General features: G+C 69.0%; 18 protein-coding genes. 7 read left to right on the top strand and 11 right to left on the bottom strand.

Annotated features, from left to right (window positions below):
• Window positions 1-34: 34 nt before the first annotated feature.
• Window positions 35-1,252, bottom strand: coding sequence for an LL-diaminopimelate aminotransferase (locus SI859A1_RS06645; protein ID WP_009209059.1), 1,218 nt, complete (start codon window positions 1,250-1,252; stop codon window positions 35-37).
• Between the two features lie 89 nt (window positions 1,253-1,341).
• Window positions 1,342-1,794 (bottom strand): hypothetical protein, encoded by a 453-nt coding sequence (locus tag SI859A1_RS06640; protein WP_148233759.1) that lies wholly within the window; start codon window positions 1,792-1,794, stop codon window positions 1,342-1,344.
• 161 nt (window positions 1,795-1,955) lie between these two features.
• Between SI859A1_RS06640 and phaC the strand changes: the two genes are divergently transcribed.
• The 4 genes from phaC (at window position 1,956) to radC (ending at window position 6,218) form a co-directional block, all read left to right on the top strand.
• On the top strand, window positions 1,956-3,797 hold the full coding sequence (gene phaC / locus SI859A1_RS06635) for a class I poly(R)-hydroxyalkanoic acid synthase (protein WP_040325481.1): 1,842 nt from the start codon (window positions 1,956-1,958) through the stop codon (window positions 3,795-3,797).
• A 63-nt stretch (window positions 3,798-3,860) separates the two neighbouring features.
• Window positions 3,861-4,583, top strand: coding sequence for a DNA/RNA nuclease SfsA (gene sfsA, locus SI859A1_RS06630; RefSeq protein WP_009209056.1), 723 nt, complete (start codon window positions 3,861-3,863; stop codon window positions 4,581-4,583).
• Complete coding sequence (gene map, locus SI859A1_RS06625; protein WP_009209055.1) at window positions 4,580-5,434, top strand: type I methionyl aminopeptidase; 855 nt, start codon at window positions 4,580-4,582, stop codon at window positions 5,432-5,434. The genes sfsA and map overlap by 4 nt, the downstream gene beginning before the upstream one ends.
• 10 nt (window positions 5,435-5,444) lie before the next feature.
• A complete protein-coding gene (gene radC, locus SI859A1_RS06620) occupies window positions 5,445-6,218 on the top strand; it encodes a RadC family protein (protein WP_009209054.1) in 774 nt (257 codons plus the stop codon).
• Between the two features lie 61 nt (window positions 6,219-6,279).
• On the opposite strand, the gene SI859A1_RS06615 is transcribed toward radC, so the two are convergent.
• From SI859A1_RS06615 to SI859A1_RS06580, 9 genes are all read right to left on the bottom strand, one after another.
• The gene (locus tag SI859A1_RS06615; RefSeq protein WP_050767462.1) at window positions 6,280-6,561 is read right to left on the bottom strand and encodes an usg protein; all 282 of its coding nucleotides are present in this window, start codon (window positions 6,559-6,561) and stop codon (window positions 6,280-6,282) included.
• 146 nt (window positions 6,562-6,707) lie between these two features.
• On the bottom strand, window positions 6,708-7,436 hold the full coding sequence (locus SI859A1_RS06610) for an SDR family NAD(P)-dependent oxidoreductase (RefSeq protein ID WP_009209052.1): 729 nt from the start codon (window positions 7,434-7,436) through the stop codon (window positions 6,708-6,710).
• 95 nt (window positions 7,437-7,531) lie between these two features.
• On the bottom strand, window positions 7,532-8,152 hold the full coding sequence (locus tag SI859A1_RS22365; protein WP_009209051.1) for a nucleotidyltransferase family protein: 621 nt from the start codon (window positions 8,150-8,152) through the stop codon (window positions 7,532-7,534).
• Entirely contained in the window at window positions 8,142-9,179 is a 1,038-nt protein-coding gene (locus SI859A1_RS22360; protein ID WP_009209050.1) for a molybdopterin-binding protein, read from the bottom strand. The genes SI859A1_RS22365 and SI859A1_RS22360 overlap by 11 nt, the downstream gene beginning before the upstream one ends.
• On the bottom strand, window positions 9,176-9,892 hold the full coding sequence (locus SI859A1_RS06600; protein ID WP_009209049.1) for an XdhC family protein: 717 nt from the start codon (window positions 9,890-9,892) through the stop codon (window positions 9,176-9,178). Before SI859A1_RS06600 ends, SI859A1_RS22360 begins: the two co-directional genes overlap by 4 nt.
• Window positions 9,892-10,215, bottom strand: coding sequence for an XdhC family protein (locus SI859A1_RS06595; protein WP_024348580.1), 324 nt, complete (start codon window positions 10,213-10,215; stop codon window positions 9,892-9,894). The genes SI859A1_RS06600 and SI859A1_RS06595 overlap by 1 nt, the downstream gene beginning before the upstream one ends.
• A 43-nt stretch (window positions 10,216-10,258) precedes the next feature.
• Window positions 10,259-11,527: a vWA domain-containing protein gene (locus tag SI859A1_RS06590; RefSeq protein ID WP_009209047.1), complete on the bottom strand. Its 1,269-nt coding sequence runs from the start codon at window positions 11,525-11,527 to the stop codon at window positions 10,259-10,261.
• A gap of 4 nt (window positions 11,528-11,531) precedes the next feature.
• Window positions 11,532-12,449 (bottom strand): AAA family ATPase, encoded by a 918-nt coding sequence (locus tag SI859A1_RS06585; RefSeq protein WP_009209046.1) that lies wholly within the window; start codon window positions 12,447-12,449, stop codon window positions 11,532-11,534.
• A gap of 46 nt (window positions 12,450-12,495) precedes the next feature.
• Entirely contained in the window at window positions 12,496-12,990 is a 495-nt protein-coding gene (locus SI859A1_RS06580) for a flavin reductase (RefSeq protein ID WP_244400929.1), read from the bottom strand.
• A gap of 185 nt (window positions 12,991-13,175) precedes the next feature.
• Here SI859A1_RS06580 and SI859A1_RS06575 point away from each other — a divergent pair, with 185 nt between their 5' ends.
• From SI859A1_RS06575 to SI859A1_RS06565, 3 genes are read left to right on the top strand one after another with little or no spacing between them, the layout of a single operon-like run.
• Window positions 13,176-14,315 carry a branched-chain amino acid ABC transporter substrate-binding protein gene (locus tag SI859A1_RS06575; protein WP_009209044.1) on the top strand — a complete coding sequence of 380 codons (1,140 nt, stop codon included), beginning with the start codon at window positions 13,176-13,178 and terminating at the stop codon, window positions 14,313-14,315.
• Between the two features lie 4 nt (window positions 14,316-14,319).
• Window positions 14,320-15,333: a P1 family peptidase gene (locus SI859A1_RS06570; protein WP_009209043.1), complete on the top strand. Its 1,014-nt coding sequence runs from the start codon at window positions 14,320-14,322 to the stop codon at window positions 15,331-15,333.
• Between the two features lie 35 nt (window positions 15,334-15,368).
• Window positions 15,369-16,112: a DUF2259 domain-containing protein gene (locus SI859A1_RS06565; protein ID WP_009209042.1), complete on the top strand. Its 744-nt coding sequence runs from the start codon at window positions 15,369-15,371 to the stop codon at window positions 16,110-16,112.
• The last annotated feature ends 45 nt before the right edge of the window (window positions 16,113-16,157 follow it).

Genomic DNA, 16,157 nt, shown 5'->3' with positions numbered 1-16,157 from the left:
CCTGTCGATGTTTGCGTCGAAATAGCCGGCGAGGTCAGGAGCCGGCGCCGATGGCTTCGACCTTCTGCCCGGCTTCGGCGCCGGTGGCAAGAAAGCGCTTGATGTTGCGGGCCGCCTGGCGAATGCGATGCTCGTTCTCGACCAGTGCGATGCGCACATGGTTGTCGCCGTGCTCGCCGAAGCCGATGCCCGGCGCGACGGCCACATCCGCCTTCTCGATCAGCAGCTTGGAGAATTCCAGCGAGCCCATGTGGCGATAGGCTTCGGGCAGCGGGGCCCAGGCGAACATGGTCGAGGACGGCGACGGCACGTTCCAGCCGGCGCGGCCGAACGAATCGACCAGCACGTCGCGGCGGCGGCGATAGATGGTCCGCACCTCCTCGATCGCCTCGTCGCCGGCGTTCAGCGCCGCGGTCGCTGCGACCTGGATCGGCGTGAAGGCGCCGTAGTCGAGATAGGACTTCACCCGCGCCAGCGCCGCCAGCAGCCGTTCGTTGCCGACGGCAAAGCCCATCCGCCAGCCCGGCATGGAGAAGGTCTTCGACATGGAGGTGAACTCCACCGCCACGTCCATCGCACCCTCCACCTCAAGGATAGAAGGGGGCGGCGAGCCGTCGAAGAAGATCTCGGCATAGGCCAGATCCGACAGCACGACGATCTCGTGCTTGCGCGCGAAGGCGACGATCTCGCGATAGAAGTCGAGATCGGCCTCGAAGGCGGTCGGATTGGCCGGGTAGTTGAGGATGATGGCGATCGGCTTGGGGATCGAGTAGCGCACCGCCCGGTCGATCGCGACGAGGAAGTCGGCATCGGGCTTGGCCGGGATCGCGCGGATCGTGCCGCCCGCCATCAGGAAGCCGAAGGCGTGGATCGGGTAGGTCGGGTTCGGGCACAGCACCACGTCGCCGGGCGCCGTGATGGCCTGCGCCATGTTGGCAAAGCCTTCCTTCGAGCCGAGCGTGGCCACCACCTGGGTATTTGGGTTCAGCGTCACGCCGAAGCGGCGGGCGTAATAGGCCGCCTGCGCCTTGCGCAGCCCGGCGATGCCCTTGGAGGCCGAATAGCGGTGAGTGCGCGGGTCGCGGATCGCCTCGCACATCTTGTCGACGATGAATTTCGGCGTCGGCAGGTCGGGATTGCCCATGCCCAGATCGACGATGTCGGCGCCGCCGGCGCGGGCCGTCGCTTTCAGGCGGTTGACCTCCTCGAAGACGTAAGGCGGAAGCCGGCGGATCTTGTGAAATTCTTCCATGATATTCGGTCCTCGGCGCACTGCCGGTCGGGGATTGGGCCGGTCGTCAGGTGGGCCGGTCGCGGAAATTTAGGTCGGCGGAAGGCCTGTTACTGCCCGGCCTCGATCTGGCGCAAGACTTCCTCGGGCGTCGGCCCGGTGCGCGCCGGCCGCTTGCCGGCGGCGTCGCGCGGCGTCGGCTCGGTGGCCAGGACCGCCTGCATCTCCGCGGCCTGCTGCTGGCGCACCGACTGGGCGCGCTGGATCTTGCCGTCGAAGCCGCTCGGCTGCGCCGCCGCGCTGGCATGCTGGCCGGCCGTCGCAGCGAGCCGGGCCTGCTCGGCCTGGACCTCGGCATCGGTCAGTTGCTCGGCGGCGCGGCCCGGATAGGCGCCGAGCAGTGGATAGCCGTCCGCGTCGGTCCGCTGCGAACTCGGCACGTCCGGCGAGGCCGCGAGCCGCAGGGCGCCGACGGACGTGTTCTCCGACTGACAGGCGGCGGCCGGCAGCAGCGCCAGCACGATCGCGAACGGACGGATAACGGAAAGCGGAAGCATAGCCATCAGGCCTTCTTGAAACAGCGTCACACCTCATATCCTAGAGGTCGGGCTTTGACAAAAGCTTGGGGGCCCGATTGTGGCGGGAGCCGATCCTCGACACAATGGCCGGGCACCTCGGGCCAGACTGGGAACCAGCAGGCCCGCACCGCATGGGAGGATGCCGCATGACGACGACCAAGCAGCCGAACGACGCCGGACCGCAAAACGGCGCCGGTCCCGACCCGGACTTCGTCGTCAAGGATCCGGAAGCCTTCGCGCGCAACATGGCGCATGTGCTGGAAGAGGTCGGCAAGGCGGCCTCGGCCTGGGTGGGCCCGCGCGAACGCGGCGAGATCGTCGAGGACAATCCGGTGTCGCTGGGCGAGATCGTCCAGACCCTGTCGAAGGTGTCCGAATACTGGCTGACCGATCCGACCCGGGCGGTGGAAGCCCAGACCGCGCTCTTTTCCAGCTACATGAATGTCTGGAACAACTCGATCCGGCGCATGGCCGGCGAGGCGCCGGTCAATCCCGTCGAGACGACCAAGGGCGACAAGCGCTTTGCCGACAAGCAGTGGAGCGAGCACCTGTTCTTCGACTTCGTGAAGCAGGTCTACATCCTGACGACGCGCTGGGCCGACGATCTTCTGGAGCGCACCGAGGGCCTCGATCCGCATACGCGCCACAAGGCGGAATTCTATCTCAGGCAGGTGAGCAACGCCCTGTCGCCGTCGAATTTCGTCCTGACCAATCCCGAGCTCTACCGCGAGACCGTCGCTTCCAACGGCGAGAACCTCGTGCGCGGCATGAAGATGTTCGCCGAGGACATGCAGGCCGGCGGCGGTACCCTGCGCCTGCGCCAGTCGGACGCCTCGACCTTCAAGGTCGGCCGCGACATGGCGCTGACTCCCGGCAAGGTGGTCGCCCAGAACGACGTGTGCCAGATCATCCAGTACGCGCCGCAGACCGAGACCGTGTTCAAGCGGCCGCTGCTGATCGTGCCGCCCTGGATCAACAAGTTCTACATCCTCGACCTGAAGCCGGAGAAATCCTTCATCAACTGGTTGGTCGGCCAGGGCCACACGGTCTTCGTCATTTCCTGGGTCAATCCCGACGACCGGCAGGCGATGAAGGACTGGCAGGCCTATATCGAGGAAGGCATCGTCTTCGGCCTCGACACGGTCGAGGCGGCCACCGGCCAGAAGGAGGTCAACACGATCGGCTATTGCGTCGGCGGCACGCTGCTCGGCGCTTCCCTCGCCTATCTGAAGGCGACCGGCGACACGCGGATTGCCTCGACCACCTTCCTGACCACCCAGATCGATTTCACCCATGCCGGCGACCTGAAGGTCTTCGTCGACGAGCCGCAGCTCCAGACGCTGGAGCGGGCGATGGAGAAGAAGGGCTATCTGGAAGGCTCGCAGATGGCGACGGCCTTCAACCTCCTGCGCTCGGGCGATCTGATCTGGCCCTATTTCGTCAACAACTACCTGCGCGGCAAGGAACCGCTGCCCTTCGACCTGCTCTACTGGAACGCCGATTCCACCCGCATGCCGAAGGCGAACCACCTGTTCTACCTGCGCAACTGCTATCTGGAGAACCGGCTGTCGCGCGGCGAGATGGAGATCGGCGGCCACCGCCTGGACCTCTCGCAGGTCGATATCCCGATCTACAATCTGGCGACCAAGGAAGACCACATCGCCCCGGCCCGCAGCGTCTTCACCGGCTGCCGGGCCTTCGGCTCGAACGTCACCTATGTCCTGTCCGGCTCGGGCCATATCGCCGGCGTCGTCAATCCGCCCGAGAAGAACAAGTACCAGTACTGGACGGGCCCGGCCCCCAGGGAGGTCGACACATACGAGGACTGGCTGCTGGCGGCGAAGGAGACGCCCGGCTCCTGGTGGCCGCACTGGCAGGAATGGATCGCACCGCTGTCCGGCACGAAGGTCAAGGCGCGCAAGCCCGGCGGCCGCAAGCTGAAGCCGATCGAGGACGCGCCCGGCAGCTACGTGCAGATCAAGGCCTGAGCCGGCGGCCCCGAGCCCGCGCGTCGCATTGACGCCGGCCGACCACCGCCGCTATCGGCAGCCATGGTCAGCTTCCCTTCCCCGCTCATCCCGGCGCGCCTCGTCCTGCGCTACAAGCGCTTTCTCGCCGACGTGGTGATCGACGGCGAGAGCGAGCCCGTCACCGTCCACTGCCCGAATCCCGGCGCGATGATGGGGCTGAAGGCGGAGGGCTCGCGGGTCTGGCTGTCGCGCTCGGCCAATCTGAAGCGCAAGCTGCCGCTGACCCTGGAGATCGTCGAGGCCGACGGCACGCTGGTCGGCATCAACACTGCCCTGCCGAACCGCCTTGCCGAAGAGGCCATCGCCGCCGGGCTGGTGCCGCCGCTGGCCGGTCTCGGCACGGCCCGCCGCGAGGTCAACTACGGCCGCCGGTCGCGCGTCGACCTGCTCTACCAGGCGCCGGACGGCCAGCCGATCTATGTCGAGGTCAAGAACGTCCATCTGATGCGCCGGCCGGGGCTGGCCGAATTTCCCGACTGCGTGACCACCCGCGGCGCCCGCCATCTCGACGAACTCGGCGACCGGGTGGCGGCCGGCGACCGGGCGATGATGCTCTACATCGTCCAGCGCGCCGACTGCGACCGGGTGGACTTCGCCGCCGATCTCGACCCGGCCTATGCCGCGGCATTCGCCCTCGCCCGCGAACGAGGGGTTGAAGCCCATGCCGTTCGGTGCGACATCAATCTGTCAGATATCCGACCCACGACCGTCCTTCCGATCGTCGACAGCGCGCGCCAGCCATGACCACCTATCTCGAAGCCGAAGCGAATCCGACCCGCAACACGGGTGCGATCCGTCTCTACGACGAAGCGGCCTTCGCCGGCATGCGCAAGGCGTGCCAGCTCACGGCCCGCTGCCTCGACGGGCTGGCCGGCATCGTCGAGCCGGGCGTGACGACGGATGCGATCGACCGCTACGTCATGGAGTTCGGCCTAGCCAACGACGCGGTGCCCGCGACGCTGAATTATCGCGGCTACACCAAGAGCGTCTGCACCTCGATCAACCATGTAGTCTGCCACGGCATTCCCAACGACAAGGCGCTGAAGGAAGGCGACATCGTCAATATCGACGTCACCTTCATCGTCGATGGCTGGCATGGCGATTCCTCGCGCATGTACCCGGTCGGCCGGGTCAAGCGCGCCGCCGAACGGCTGTGCGACGTGACCTACCGCTCGCTGATGATCGGCATCGAGGCGGTGCGGCCGGGCGGCCATATCGGCGACATCGGCGAGGCGATCCAGACCTATGCCGAATCCGAGCGCTGCTCGGTGGTGCGCGACTTCTGCGGCCACGGCGTCGGCAAGCTCTTTCACGATGCGCCGAACATCCTGCATTACGGCCGCCGCGGCGAAGGCGCAGAGATACGCCCCGGCATGATCTTCACCATCGAGCCGATGATCAATATCGGTCGCCCGCATGTGAAGATCCTCTCCGACGGCTGGACCGCCGTGACCCGCGACCGGTCGCTGTCCGCCCAGTACGAGCACACGGTCGGCGTCACCGAAACCGGCTGCGAGGTGTTCACCCTGTCGCCGGGCGGCTTCGACACGCCGGGCCTGACGGTCGAGCCGCTGACCGCCGCCGCGGCCGGCTAGTTCGGGCACGATGACCGCCGCGGCCTCCGACGACGAACCGGTCCTCACCGGTCTTCAGGAGGCCAGCACGCCGTCGGGCGGGCGATCGCGCAAATCCCGGGACGCGGCGAAGAGCGACCATCATCTCGGCCATCGCGATCGGTTGCGCGCCCGCTTCGCCGAGGCCGGCGCCGATGCCCTGGCCGATTACGAACTGCTCGAACTCGTCCTCTTCCGCACCATTCCGCGCCGCGACGTGAAGCCGATCGCCAAGGCGCTGATCGCCCGCTTCGGCTCGCTGGGCGAAGTGCTGAACGCGCCGCCGCGGCGGCTGACCGAGGTGCCGGGCGTCAAGGACAGCGTCGCCCGCGACATCGCCATCGTCGTGGCGATCAACCAGCGGGCCATGCGCTCGGCCGTCAGGCAGCGCGAGGTGCTGTCGTCCTGGTCGGCGGTGCTCGACTATTGCAAGGCCGCCATGGCCTACGAGACCCGCGAGCAGTTCCGCATCCTGTTCCTGGACAAGAAGAACGCCCTGATCGCCGACGAGGTGCAGGGCACCGGCACGGTCGACCACACGCCGGTCTACACCCGCGAGGTCGTCAAGCGCGGGCTGGAGCTGTCGGCCACCGCCATCATCCTCGTCCACAACCACCCGTCGGGCGACCCCACCCCGTCGCGGGCCGACATCGAGATGACCCGCACCATCATCGATACGGCAAAGCCCCTCGGCATCGCCGTCCATGACCACATCATCATCGGCAAGAACGGCCATGCCAGCCTCAAGGGCCTGCGCCTGATCTGAGGATGGGCGACACCGGCCCGCCGCAGCCTCATCCGGTAGCGGCGATGCCAAGCGCAGGCGCTCAGTGCAGGTGACCACCATCCTTGACCAGCCGGATCTCGCGCGGCCGGACCAGGCCGGCATGCATCACCCGGACGGAGTGGATCGCCGCCTCGATCTCGCGGTCCCAATGGTCGAGGAAGCGCTTCAGGCGCGGATAGCTCGGAGCCATGTCCTCGAACTGCCATGAAAAGCTCTGCAGGAAGTCCGGGTGGTCCGGCATCCGGTAAAGCACTTCGGCGGTCGTCAGGCCGAAGCCCTTGAGCATGTTCTCGAACTGGGGATCGACGTTGCGGGTGTGCATCGGCAAGCTCCTTGGCTGTGCCGGCCGGCATGAACCGGCACCTGGATGCTCTGCCCCTATGGTTAACGCTTCGTTAAAGCCTGGCAAGCCGGTCGCGCATCCGTGACCTCGAGCAAACCGACAAAGACCTTCCGCCCCTGCCCCGTTCAGCCACGCGCGACGCGCAGGGTCGAACGCCCGCCATCGATGCCGATGACCTGCCCGGTGATCCAGGACCCGGCATCGGTGAGCAGGATCTCGCCCATCGCCGCGATGTCGTCGGGCCGGCCGAGACGCGGCAGCGGATGCATCTTGGCCACCGCCTCGGCCATCTTCTCGTTGGATGCGACGCGCTTGCCGAGCGGGCTGTCGACCAGCGACGGCGCAATGGCATTGATCCGGATCTGCGGCGCGAACTCGGCGGCGAGCGAGCGGGTCAGCCCGACGACGGCGCCCTTGGCCATGGCGATCGAGGCATGGGCGGCGAAGCCCTGATCCACCGCGACGGTGGAGAACAGGAGGACGCTCGCCCCGTCCGGCGCCTTCTGCAACGCCGGCAACGACGCCTGAATCGCTTTCGCAGCCCCCAGCGCGTTCAGGTTGAAATCGTTAAGAAAGTCCTCGCCCTTCAATCTGGCGAAGGGCTTCAGGTTGATCGTCCCGACCGCATAGACCAGACCGTCGAGAATCTCCCCCGCCGCCTCGGCCGCGGTGGCGATGGCCTTGTCGTCGGTCACGTCGCAGGTCACCGTCTGCGCCCCGATCTCGCCGGCCAGCGCCTGCAGTTCCTCGTCGTTGCGGCCGGCAAGGACGAGGTCGTGTCCGGCCGTCGCCAGGCGCCGGGCGATGGCTTCGCCGATGCCGCCATTGCCGCCGTAGATGAGATATCTGCCCATGATCGTGCCGGCCTTCCCTGATTACGTCGAGACCGGCAGATGCGGCCGCAGGCCGAACGATCAACTGCGACGCGATGGCGCGCCGAGGAGCCGTGTCAGCCGGAGGCGATCGTCCCGCCCGCCGTGCGCATTGCTTCCGGCGTATCGACATCGACGCTGGCCGCCGCGCCGATCTCCACCGTGACCAGCGCCTCCGGATGCGCCGCGATCACCGATTGCGCGCCGACGTCCCCGGCGATCGCCGCGATCTCGTCGGCAAAGCCGGTGGCCAGAAGCACCGGGTTGCGCCGCTTGCCCCCGTCCGAGGCGGCGACGATCGCGCCCTTGCCCGCAGGCGCGAAGGCGGCGATCAGCCGGTCGAGATCGGCGGGCCTGAGTTGCGGCTGGTCGGCGAGCATGACGAGTACGCCGTCCGCCCCCGCTTCCACGGAGGCGGCAAAGCCCGCCTTCAGCGAGGCGGAAAGGCCGTCGGCATAGGCGGGGTTCTCGATGAGCGACACGTCGAGCCCGGCCAGCGCCGCGCCGATCGCTGCGCGCATGTGGCCGACGACGACGCGGACATGGCGAGCCCCCGAGGCCATCGCGGTCTCGGTCGAGCGGCGCACCAGCGGAACGCCGTCGAAGGTGGCGAGCAGCTTGTTCGGTCCGCCCATCCGGCTGGACCGGCCCGCGGCGAGGATCACAACGTCGACGACCGGCCGGGCATCATCCGACATCTGCCGCGCCCTGCGTCTCGCTTTTTTTCGGCAGCGCCTCGCGCGGCTGCGGGCGCGAGGCGATCTCCATAAGGAGACCGCCGACGCCCATGCGCCTGATGTCCTCGCCCGACACCGCAAGATCGGCCAGCAGGCGATTCAAAACCCAGTCGAATCCGTTCTCCTTGGGACTGCGGGCGCAGCCCGGCGCGCCCAGCACCGGGCGCCCCTCCAGCCGGCCGAGCAGCAACAGATTGCCGGGATCGACCGGCATGCCGAGATGGTCGACAGCGCCGCCGGCCGCCACGATCGCCGCCGGGATCACGTCGCCGGCGTCGATCACCGCCGACGCGCCGAAGACCAGCGTGATGTCGGCCGGCCCGAGCCGTTCGAGCGCATCCTTGAGCGCCGCCGTGTCGTGGGCGCAGCGGATCTCCTCGCCGATCGTCGAGCCGGAGAGCGCCAGCCGTGCCTCCGTCGCCCGCCGCGTCTTGTCGAGGACGCTCGGCTTGACGCCCGGCAGCTCGGTCTGGATCAGCGCCAGGCGCCGCGCCGCGAAGGGCGCCAGCCGGAAGGCCGCCCTGTCCGCGACGAGCCGCACCGCCCTGTCGACGGCCGCGCCGGGGACGGCGAGCGGGATGATCTTCACCGTCGCCACCATCTGTCCGGCGCCGACCGGGGCATGCTCGGCGAGCGTCGCGAGCGTGATGCCCGGGTCGATGGCGTTCAGCGCATCGACGACGCCGCGATCCGGCAGAAACAGCCCGGCGGGCTCGGCGAAGAGATTCACCCGACCGGTGGCGGCGGCCCCCGCCCGCACGCCGGCGCCGGCCAGTGCCGCGCCGATCGCGGCGGCGGCCTCGTCCTCGGTCAGGTCGCCCGGCTCCAGCCGCGCCGCGACCACCGTCGCAATCCCGGCCTCGCGCAGCCGCGCGACGTCGTCGGCCGACAGCCGCGTGCCCTTCTTTAGCCGGCCGCGGTCGAGCGCCTTGGAATGGGCGAGGATCGCGCCCTCGGCATCGGCAAGAGCGACGTCCCCGAAGATCATGCGGCCTCGGTCTCGCCCCGGCGATTGGCGAACATCTTGCGCTTGCGGAAGGCCTCGACGACCGAGGCCATGATGGCGACGGCGATCTCGCCCGGCGTAGCGGCACCGATATCGGCGCCGATCGGCGCCTCGATCCGCTCGATCAGATGCGGCGCGATGCCGGCCTCCACCAGCCGGTCGACGCGTTTGGCATGGGTCTTCCGGCTGCCCAGCGCGCCGATATAGAAGCAGCCGGCCTTCAGCGCCGCGATCAGCGGAAAATCGTCGATCTTCGGATCATGGGTGATCACGCAGACCGCCGTATAGGCGTCGAGAGGCCGGCCCTTCAGGACGTCCTCCGGCCATTCGGCATGGAGGGCGATGTCGGGAAAGCGCTCCGGCGTGGCGAAAGCGGTGCGCGGATCGATGATCTCGATGTCGTAGCCGGCCAGCCGCGCGATCGGCGCCAGCGCCTGGCTGATATGGACGGCGCCGATCACCACGAGGCGCGCCGGCGGCAGATGGGCGTTGAGAAACGCCTCGCCGTCGCCGGTCTGGACGATCCCCGACTTGCCGGAGCGGATCACCCGGCCGATCTCTTCGGCCAGCGGATCGGTCGCGACCGCGGCCTCGCGCACCAGCCGCTGGGTGCCACTGGAGAGCTCGGTCACGACGACCGCGGCCCGCCGGGCCTCGCGCTCGGCGTTGAGTTCAGAGAGAAGCGCGCGGTCCATCAGTTCACCCGTTCGACATAGACCCGGATCCGGCCGCCGCAGGACAGCCCGACGCGCCAGGCGGTTTCGTCGGCCACGCCGAATTCCAGCATGCGCGGCGCGCCGGCCTCGATCACGTCCACGGCTTCGGCGACCACCGCCCCCTCGACGCAGCCGCCGGAGACGGAGCCCTCGAAATTGCCCTCGGCATCGATCACCAGATGGCTGCCGGTCGGACGCGGCGCCGAGCCCCAGGTCTCCACGACGGTGGCCAGCGCGAGGCTGCGCCCCTCGCCCGCCCAGGCTTCCGCGGTCTTCAGCACGTCGAATTCGGGTTGGCTCATCTTGCGTCTTCCTTCAAGCACATCCTGCCGGTCCGCCTGCGGCTCAGGCCGCCGCGGCGGCGCGATCGGCCGCCGCGATCCAGCGGCGCGGATCGGTGTTGCGGTCGCCACCCTCGGACAACGCCGCGCAGAGCGCGCTCATCGCCTCCAGCGAATGCACCGCGCGGAACTCGTCGACATGCGGCAGCATGGCCCGCACGCCCTTCGCCCGGGCCGAAAAACCGTCGAACCGCAGCAGCGGGTTCAACCATATCAGCCGCCGGCTGGATTTATGCAGCCGTTCCATCTGTTGCGAGAGGTCGTCGACACTGTCGCGTTCCAGCCCGTCGGTGATCAGGATCGTCACCGCGCCCTGCGTCAGCACCCGGCGCGACCAGACCCGGTTGAACTCGGCCAGTGCCTCGCCGATCCGCGTGCCGCCGGACCAGTCGCGCACCGCGCCGGCGCAGTCGGCCAGCGCCTCGTCGGGGTCCTTGTGCCGCATCTGGCGGGTCACGTTGGTCAGCCGCGTGCCGAACAGGAAGGTGTGCACGCCCCGCCGCTGCTCGGTCAAAGCATGCAGGAAATGCAGGAAGATCCGGCTGTACTGGCTCATCGAGCCGGAGATGTCGGCCAGCACCACCAGCGGCGGATGCACCTCGCGCGGTGAACGGAACTTGGGCAGGACGAGATCGCCGCCGGTGCGCATCGACGCGCGCATCATTGCCCGCGGATCGATCCTGGCGCCGCGCGGATCGCTGCGGAAGCGCCGCGTGCGCACCCGGTCCTGCGGCAGCCGCAGGGCGGCGATGGCGCGCTTGGCCTCCTCGACCTCGGCGACGCTCATCTGGGCGAAGTCCTTCCGGCGCAGCACCTCGTTGCCCGAGACGGTGAGGCTCGCGTCGATCTCGATCTCCGGCTTTTCCTGCTTCGTCACCCGCTCCTTGGCGCCCTCGAACATCGCCTCGGCGGCGCGGTCCTCGCCGGCGCGCTTCTTCTCGGGCTTGGACGGCCGCGGCGGCGCGGTCGGCGAGAACATCGCAATCATCTTCTCGATGAGTTCGCGCGAGCGCCAGAACAGCCGGAACGCCTCGTTGAAGACGGCGTCGTCCTCGTGCCGGGAGACCAGCACGGCATGCAGGGTCCAGTAGAAATCGTCACGCGAGGACAGCCCCGCGGCCTTCACCGCCGCAATGGCGTCCAGCGTCGCCGACGGACCGAGCTTCAGCCCGGCCTTGCGCAGCGCGCGGGCAAAATAGGCGATGTTGTCGGCCAGCCGGCCCTCGGGGTCGGCAATTGCCGGCGCGCCATCCTCCGGGTCCGAATCCGTCATGGCGTCAGGACGCTTTCGCCAGTTCGCGTTTCACCTCGGTCAGGATCTCGCGGCTTTCGCCCCGCTCCATCCGCTGGATGTCGTCCTGGTATTTCAACAGCACCCCGAGCGTATCGGAGACATGCGCCGGGTCGAGAGCTACGGCGTTCAGTTCGGTCAGGGCATTGGCCCAGTCGATGGTCTCGGCGACGCCCGGCGCCTTGAACAGGTCGATGCCGCGCAGCCGCTGGACGAAGGCGACGAGTTCCGCCGACAGCTCGGCATTGGCGCGCGGTGCCTTGCGGCGCACGATGTCGAGCTCGCGATCCGAGGCTGGATAGTCGACCCAATGATAGAGACAGCGGCGCTTCAGCGCGTCGTGGATCTCGCGGGTGCGGTTGGTGGTGATGACGACGATCGGCGGCTCGGCGGCGCGGATGGTGCCGAGCTCGGGGATGGTCACCTGGTTGTCGGAGAGGATTTCCAGCAGGAACGCCTCGAAGGCCTCGTCGGTCCGGTCGAGTTCGTCGATCAAGAGCACCGGCGCACGGCCGGGCTCGCCCTCCAGCGCCTGCAGGATCGGCCGGCGGATGAGGAACCGTTCGGAGAAGATCTCCGAGCGCATGGCGTCGCGGGAAATGTCGCCCGAGGCCTCGCGCATGCGGATCTCGATCATCTGCGCGGCGTAGTTCCACTCGTAGAGCGCCGAGGAGACATCGAGCCCCTCGTAGCACTGCAGCCGGATCAGCGGCCGGTCGAGCGCGGCGGCCAGCACCTTGGCGATCTCGGTCTTGCCGACGCCCGCCTCGCCTTCCAGGAACAGCGGCCGGCCCATCTTCAGAGCGAGGAACAGCACCGTCGCCAGCGCCCGGTCCGCCACGTAGTTCTGGCTGTCGAGCAACTGTTCGGTCTCGTCGATGGATACCGGCAAAGAATGTGTCACGTCGCTTCCTTCAAGCAGATGGCGTCGTCGGCCGGCTCGCGGCCGGTCAGAGGTGGCGGTAGGCCCGGTCGAGATAGACCAGGGACGCCGCCCTTGGATTGGTACGAACCGCCACGACCTCGCCGATCAGCACCCGGTGGGTGGCGACGACGCTCGCCTCGATCAGCCGGCAGTCGAAGCTTGCCAGCGCCGAGGTGAGGACGGGCGCGCCGGTCTGCAGCGTGTCCCACTCGGCCGTGGCGAACCGCTCTTGCGGCGCCAGCCGCCCCTCGCCGGCGAAGGCCCGGGCCACCGGCTCGTCGGCGGCGGCGACCAGATTGACGGCGAAATTGCCGTTGGCCTCGAAGCGGTCGTTCTCCGGGCTCGACATGTTGAGGCACACCAGGAGCGTTGCCGGCGAATCGGAGACCGAGCAGGCGGAAGAGACCGTCAGGCCCCGCTGGCCGGCCGGCCCGTCGGTGGTCACCAGATGTACCGCCGCCGCAAAGCGGCTCATCGCGTCGCGGAAGCTGTCGCGGTCGATCGTCGAAGTCGTCAGCAAACCATCGTCCATACATTGCGGGAGCGAATCCCGGAGCTTTCCGGGTAAACATAGGGCGCGCGGATCGGTTTCGCACGGGGGCGCGCCGCAATCCCACCGGCAACGCCCTGTCCTTTGCGGTGTGCGCGCCCGCCTGCCCGCGAAAGCCGATTCCGCTCGCCCGCCCGCTGCTGTAGGCTTGCCCCATGACCATGCTGCAGTTCCGTCCCGGCCCGTTCGGCCCCGCCGCCCTCCTCGCCATCCTGGCTGTTGCCGGCCTCTGGTCCGCTTCCCCGGCAGTCGCCCAGGCGGCCGATGCCACGACCGCGAGCCCACCGGTGCTGCTCGGCGTCGCCGCGCCGCTGAGCGACAGCCAGGCGATTCTCGGCACCCAGCTCGTCGCCGGTGCGCGGGCCGCCGCCGCCACGATGGACCAGGGCGCCGGCATCGAGATCGTCGAGGCCGACACGAAATGCTCGACCGAGGGCGGACGACAGGCCGCCGAGACCTTCGTCGCGATGAATGCGAGCGCTGTGGTCGGCTTTCTCTGCACCGAGGCGATCGAGGCGGCGCTGCCGGTGCTGACCGAGGCCGGCATTCCGGTGATCGATGTCGGCGTGCGGGCCAACCGGCTGACCGACCGGCGCGAGCGCACCGGCCATCTGGTCTGGCGCATCGCGCCGCGCTCCGATGCCGAGGCTGCGGCGATCGCCAGGACGCTGACCGATCGCTGGGAAGGCGAGCCGCTGGGCCTGATCGACGACGGCTCCATCGCCGCACGCGGCCTTGCCGACACGGTGCGCCGGCTCCTTGGCGACCGCGGCATCGAACCCCAGAGCGTCGACAATTACCGCCCGGCCGAGGAGAAGCAGTTTGGCCTCGTGCGCCGGCTGGAACGGACCGGCATCAGCCGCTTCTTCATCGCCGGCAACCGGCCGGACGTGGCGATCATCATCCGCGACGCGGCCGCCAACGGCCTGGCGCTGCAGGTGATCGGCGGCGAGGAACTGCTCGATGAGACCAGCCTCGACGTGCCGCTGCCCGAGGGCGTCATTGCCGTCGCACCGCGCACCAGCTTCCCCGAACTGGCATCCGCCGAGGGCGCGAATGCGGACCTGCCGCCGCAGGGTTATTTCGGCCCGGCCTTCGCCGCGACCGAGATCGCCGTGACGGCCGCCCGCCGCGCCGCCGAGACCGGCCGCGCCCTGCCCGACATCCTGAATGCCGACAGCTTCCCGACGCGTCTCGGCGAGATCGGCTTCGACGCCAAGGGCGATTCCGATCTCGATCTCTACCGGGTGTTCGAATGGCGCGGCGGCCGCTTCGCCGAAGCCGGCGGGAGCTGAAGCCTTGTCCGGCGTCTGGCGTCCAGGACCGCGCAACAGCCTGGCCGATGTCGCGGGTGTCCGCGTCGGGCATGGCGGTGACGAGGCCCTGAAGAGCGGCTCAACGGCGGTGCTGTTCGACCGGCCGGCGGTCGCCTCCGTCGCCGTTCACGGCGGCGCGCCGGGTACCCGCGAGACCGATCTTCTCGCGCCCGAAAACACCGTTGCCGGCATCGACGCGCTGGTGCTGTCGGGCGGCTCCGCCTTCGGCCTCGATGCCGCATCGGGCGTGCAGGCCTTCCTGCGGGAGGCCGGCCGCGGCTTTGCCGTCGGCGACGTGCGCGTGCCCATCGTGCCGGCGGCGATCCTGTTCGACCTCGCCAATGGCGGCGACAAGCACACCGGCTGGGACCGCTATCCGCCCTATCGCGAGTTCGGCTACGCCGCAGCCAGCAGCGCATCCGCCGACTTCGCCATCGGCACGGCCGGCGCCGGCATTGGCTGCACCACGGCGACCTTCAAGGGCGGCCTCGGCACCGCCTCGACGCTCTTGCCGAGCGGCATCGTCGTCGCGGCCCTCGTCGCCGTCAACGCGGTCGGCTCCCCGACCATCGGCACCGGCCGGCATTTCTGGGCGGCCCCCTTCGAGATGGAAGGCGAGTTCGGCGGGCTCGGCCTGCCGACGCCCCTGCCGGCGGATGCGGTTGCCGTCCGCACCAAGCTCGATCCACGCCCCGGCACCAACACCACGATCGGGATCGTGGTCACCGACGCCGTGCTCGACAAGGCGGCGGCCAAGCGCCTGGCGATCGCCGGACAGGACGGGTTCGCGAAGGCGATCTGGCCTGCCCACACCGATTTCGACGGCGACTTGGTCTTCGCGGCGGCCACCGGCACCAGCGGCATCACGCCGGCCCCCATCGACCGGATGAAACTCGCCGCCGCGGCCGCAGCCACCATGGCGCGCGCCATCGCCCGGGGCGTATCGGCGGCGAACGCGACGGCGTATGATCGGCTGCCGGTCTGGTCGACGGCCTAGGGCGGACCGGACACAACGACATCGGGAGAGACCATATGCCGACGCGGTTCACGACGGGTCTTCTCCGCTGGCTGGTCCTGGCGGCCCTCGCCCTTGGCCCGACCATGGCGAAGGCCGGCGATTTCGCGACCCTCGAATCCTACGGCTTCTCGCCCGACGGCCAGGTCTACGCCTTCGGCCAGTCGGGCATCCATGACGGATCGGGCTTTCCCTATGCCGAGATCTTCTTCCTCGACCTCGCCGAGGACCGGTTTATCGCCCCCTCGCCGATCCGCGTGCGGCTGGACGATGAGAACGCGACCCTCGACATGGCGCGCGAGGAAGCCCGCCGCCGGGCCGCGCCGCTGTTCGCCGAGCACGATCCCCGGCCCGAGGCAGGCCTGCTCGTCTTCGCGAAGCCTGCGACCGAACTGTCGGACGATCCGCACCGGGCACGCTTCCTGCCCCGCGCCATCGCCCCCTCGCCGGATCGCCCCGTCGAGTTGCGGATCGAGACGCTGTCGCTTGCCGGTCCGAGCCATTGCGGCGATTTCGGCGAAACGGTCGGCTACCGGCTGGTGCAGATCGCCGCCGACCCCGGCGCCATGGCGCGCCTCGTACATGAGGATACGAGCATTCCGGACAGCCGCGGCTGCCCGCTCGACTACAGCATTGCCGAAGTGCGGGTGCTCGAGCGCCCCGACGGCGGCTTCGCCGCGGTCGCCATCATCGCGGTCGAACAGGTCGGCTTCGAAGGCCCGGACCTGCGCTACATCGCCAATCCCGTACCGATGGACTGAACACCGAGTCCGTTGAGGCGATTCGAAACGTCTGGTAGACGGCGC

Origin of the sequence: Aurantimonas manganoxydans SI85-9A1 (genome assembly GCF_000153465.1) — a bacterium.
In the GTDB taxonomy this organism is placed as follows: domain Bacteria; phylum Pseudomonadota; class Alphaproteobacteria; order Rhizobiales; family Rhizobiaceae; genus Aurantimonas; species Aurantimonas manganoxydans.
Note: the sequence above shows the minus strand (reverse complement) of the source record. Positions and strands in the feature narration are given on the sequence as shown.

Coding starts and splice junctions, on each gene's coding strand:
- SI859A1_RS06610 (WP_009209052.1), bottom strand. CDS start 7,436: ATGGGCAGATATCTCATCTACGGCGGCAATGGCGGCATCGGCGAAGCC.
- SI859A1_RS06565 (WP_009209042.1), top strand. CDS start 15,369: ATGCCGACGCGGTTCACGACGGGTCTTCTCCGCTGGCTGGTCCTGGCG.
- SI859A1_RS06600 (WP_009209049.1), bottom strand. CDS start 9,892: ATGGACCGCGCGCTTCTCTCTGAACTCAACGCCGAGCGCGAGGCCCGG.
- map (WP_009209055.1), top strand. CDS start 4,580: ATGACCACCTATCTCGAAGCCGAAGCGAATCCGACCCGCAACACGGGT.
- SI859A1_RS06615 (WP_050767462.1), bottom strand. CDS start 6,561: ATGCACACCCGCAACGTCGATCCCCAGTTCGAGAACATGCTCAAGGGC.
- SI859A1_RS06590 (WP_009209047.1), bottom strand. CDS start 11,527: ATGACGGATTCGGACCCGGAGGATGGCGCGCCGGCAATTGCCGACCCC.
- radC (WP_009209054.1), top strand. CDS start 5,445: ATGACCGCCGCGGCCTCCGACGACGAACCGGTCCTCACCGGTCTTCAG.
- SI859A1_RS06645 (WP_009209059.1), bottom strand. CDS start 1,252: ATGGAAGAATTTCACAAGATCCGCCGGCTTCCGCCTTACGTCTTCGAG.
- SI859A1_RS06575 (WP_009209044.1), top strand. CDS start 13,176: ATGACCATGCTGCAGTTCCGTCCCGGCCCGTTCGGCCCCGCCGCCCTC.
- SI859A1_RS06595 (WP_024348580.1), bottom strand. CDS start 10,215: ATGAGCCAACCCGAATTCGACGTGCTGAAGACCGCGGAAGCCTGGGCG.
- sfsA (WP_009209056.1), top strand. CDS start 3,861: ATGGTCAGCTTCCCTTCCCCGCTCATCCCGGCGCGCCTCGTCCTGCGC.
- SI859A1_RS22360 (WP_009209050.1), bottom strand. CDS start 9,179: ATGATCTTCGGGGACGTCGCTCTTGCCGATGCCGAGGGCGCGATCCTC.
- phaC (WP_040325481.1), top strand. CDS start 1,956: ATGACGACGACCAAGCAGCCGAACGACGCCGGACCGCAAAACGGCGCC.
- SI859A1_RS22365 (WP_009209051.1), bottom strand. CDS start 8,152: ATGTCGGATGATGCCCGGCCGGTCGTCGACGTTGTGATCCTCGCCGCG.
- SI859A1_RS06640 (WP_148233759.1), bottom strand. CDS start 1,794: ATGGCTATGCTTCCGCTTTCCGTTATCCGTCCGTTCGCGATCGTGCTG.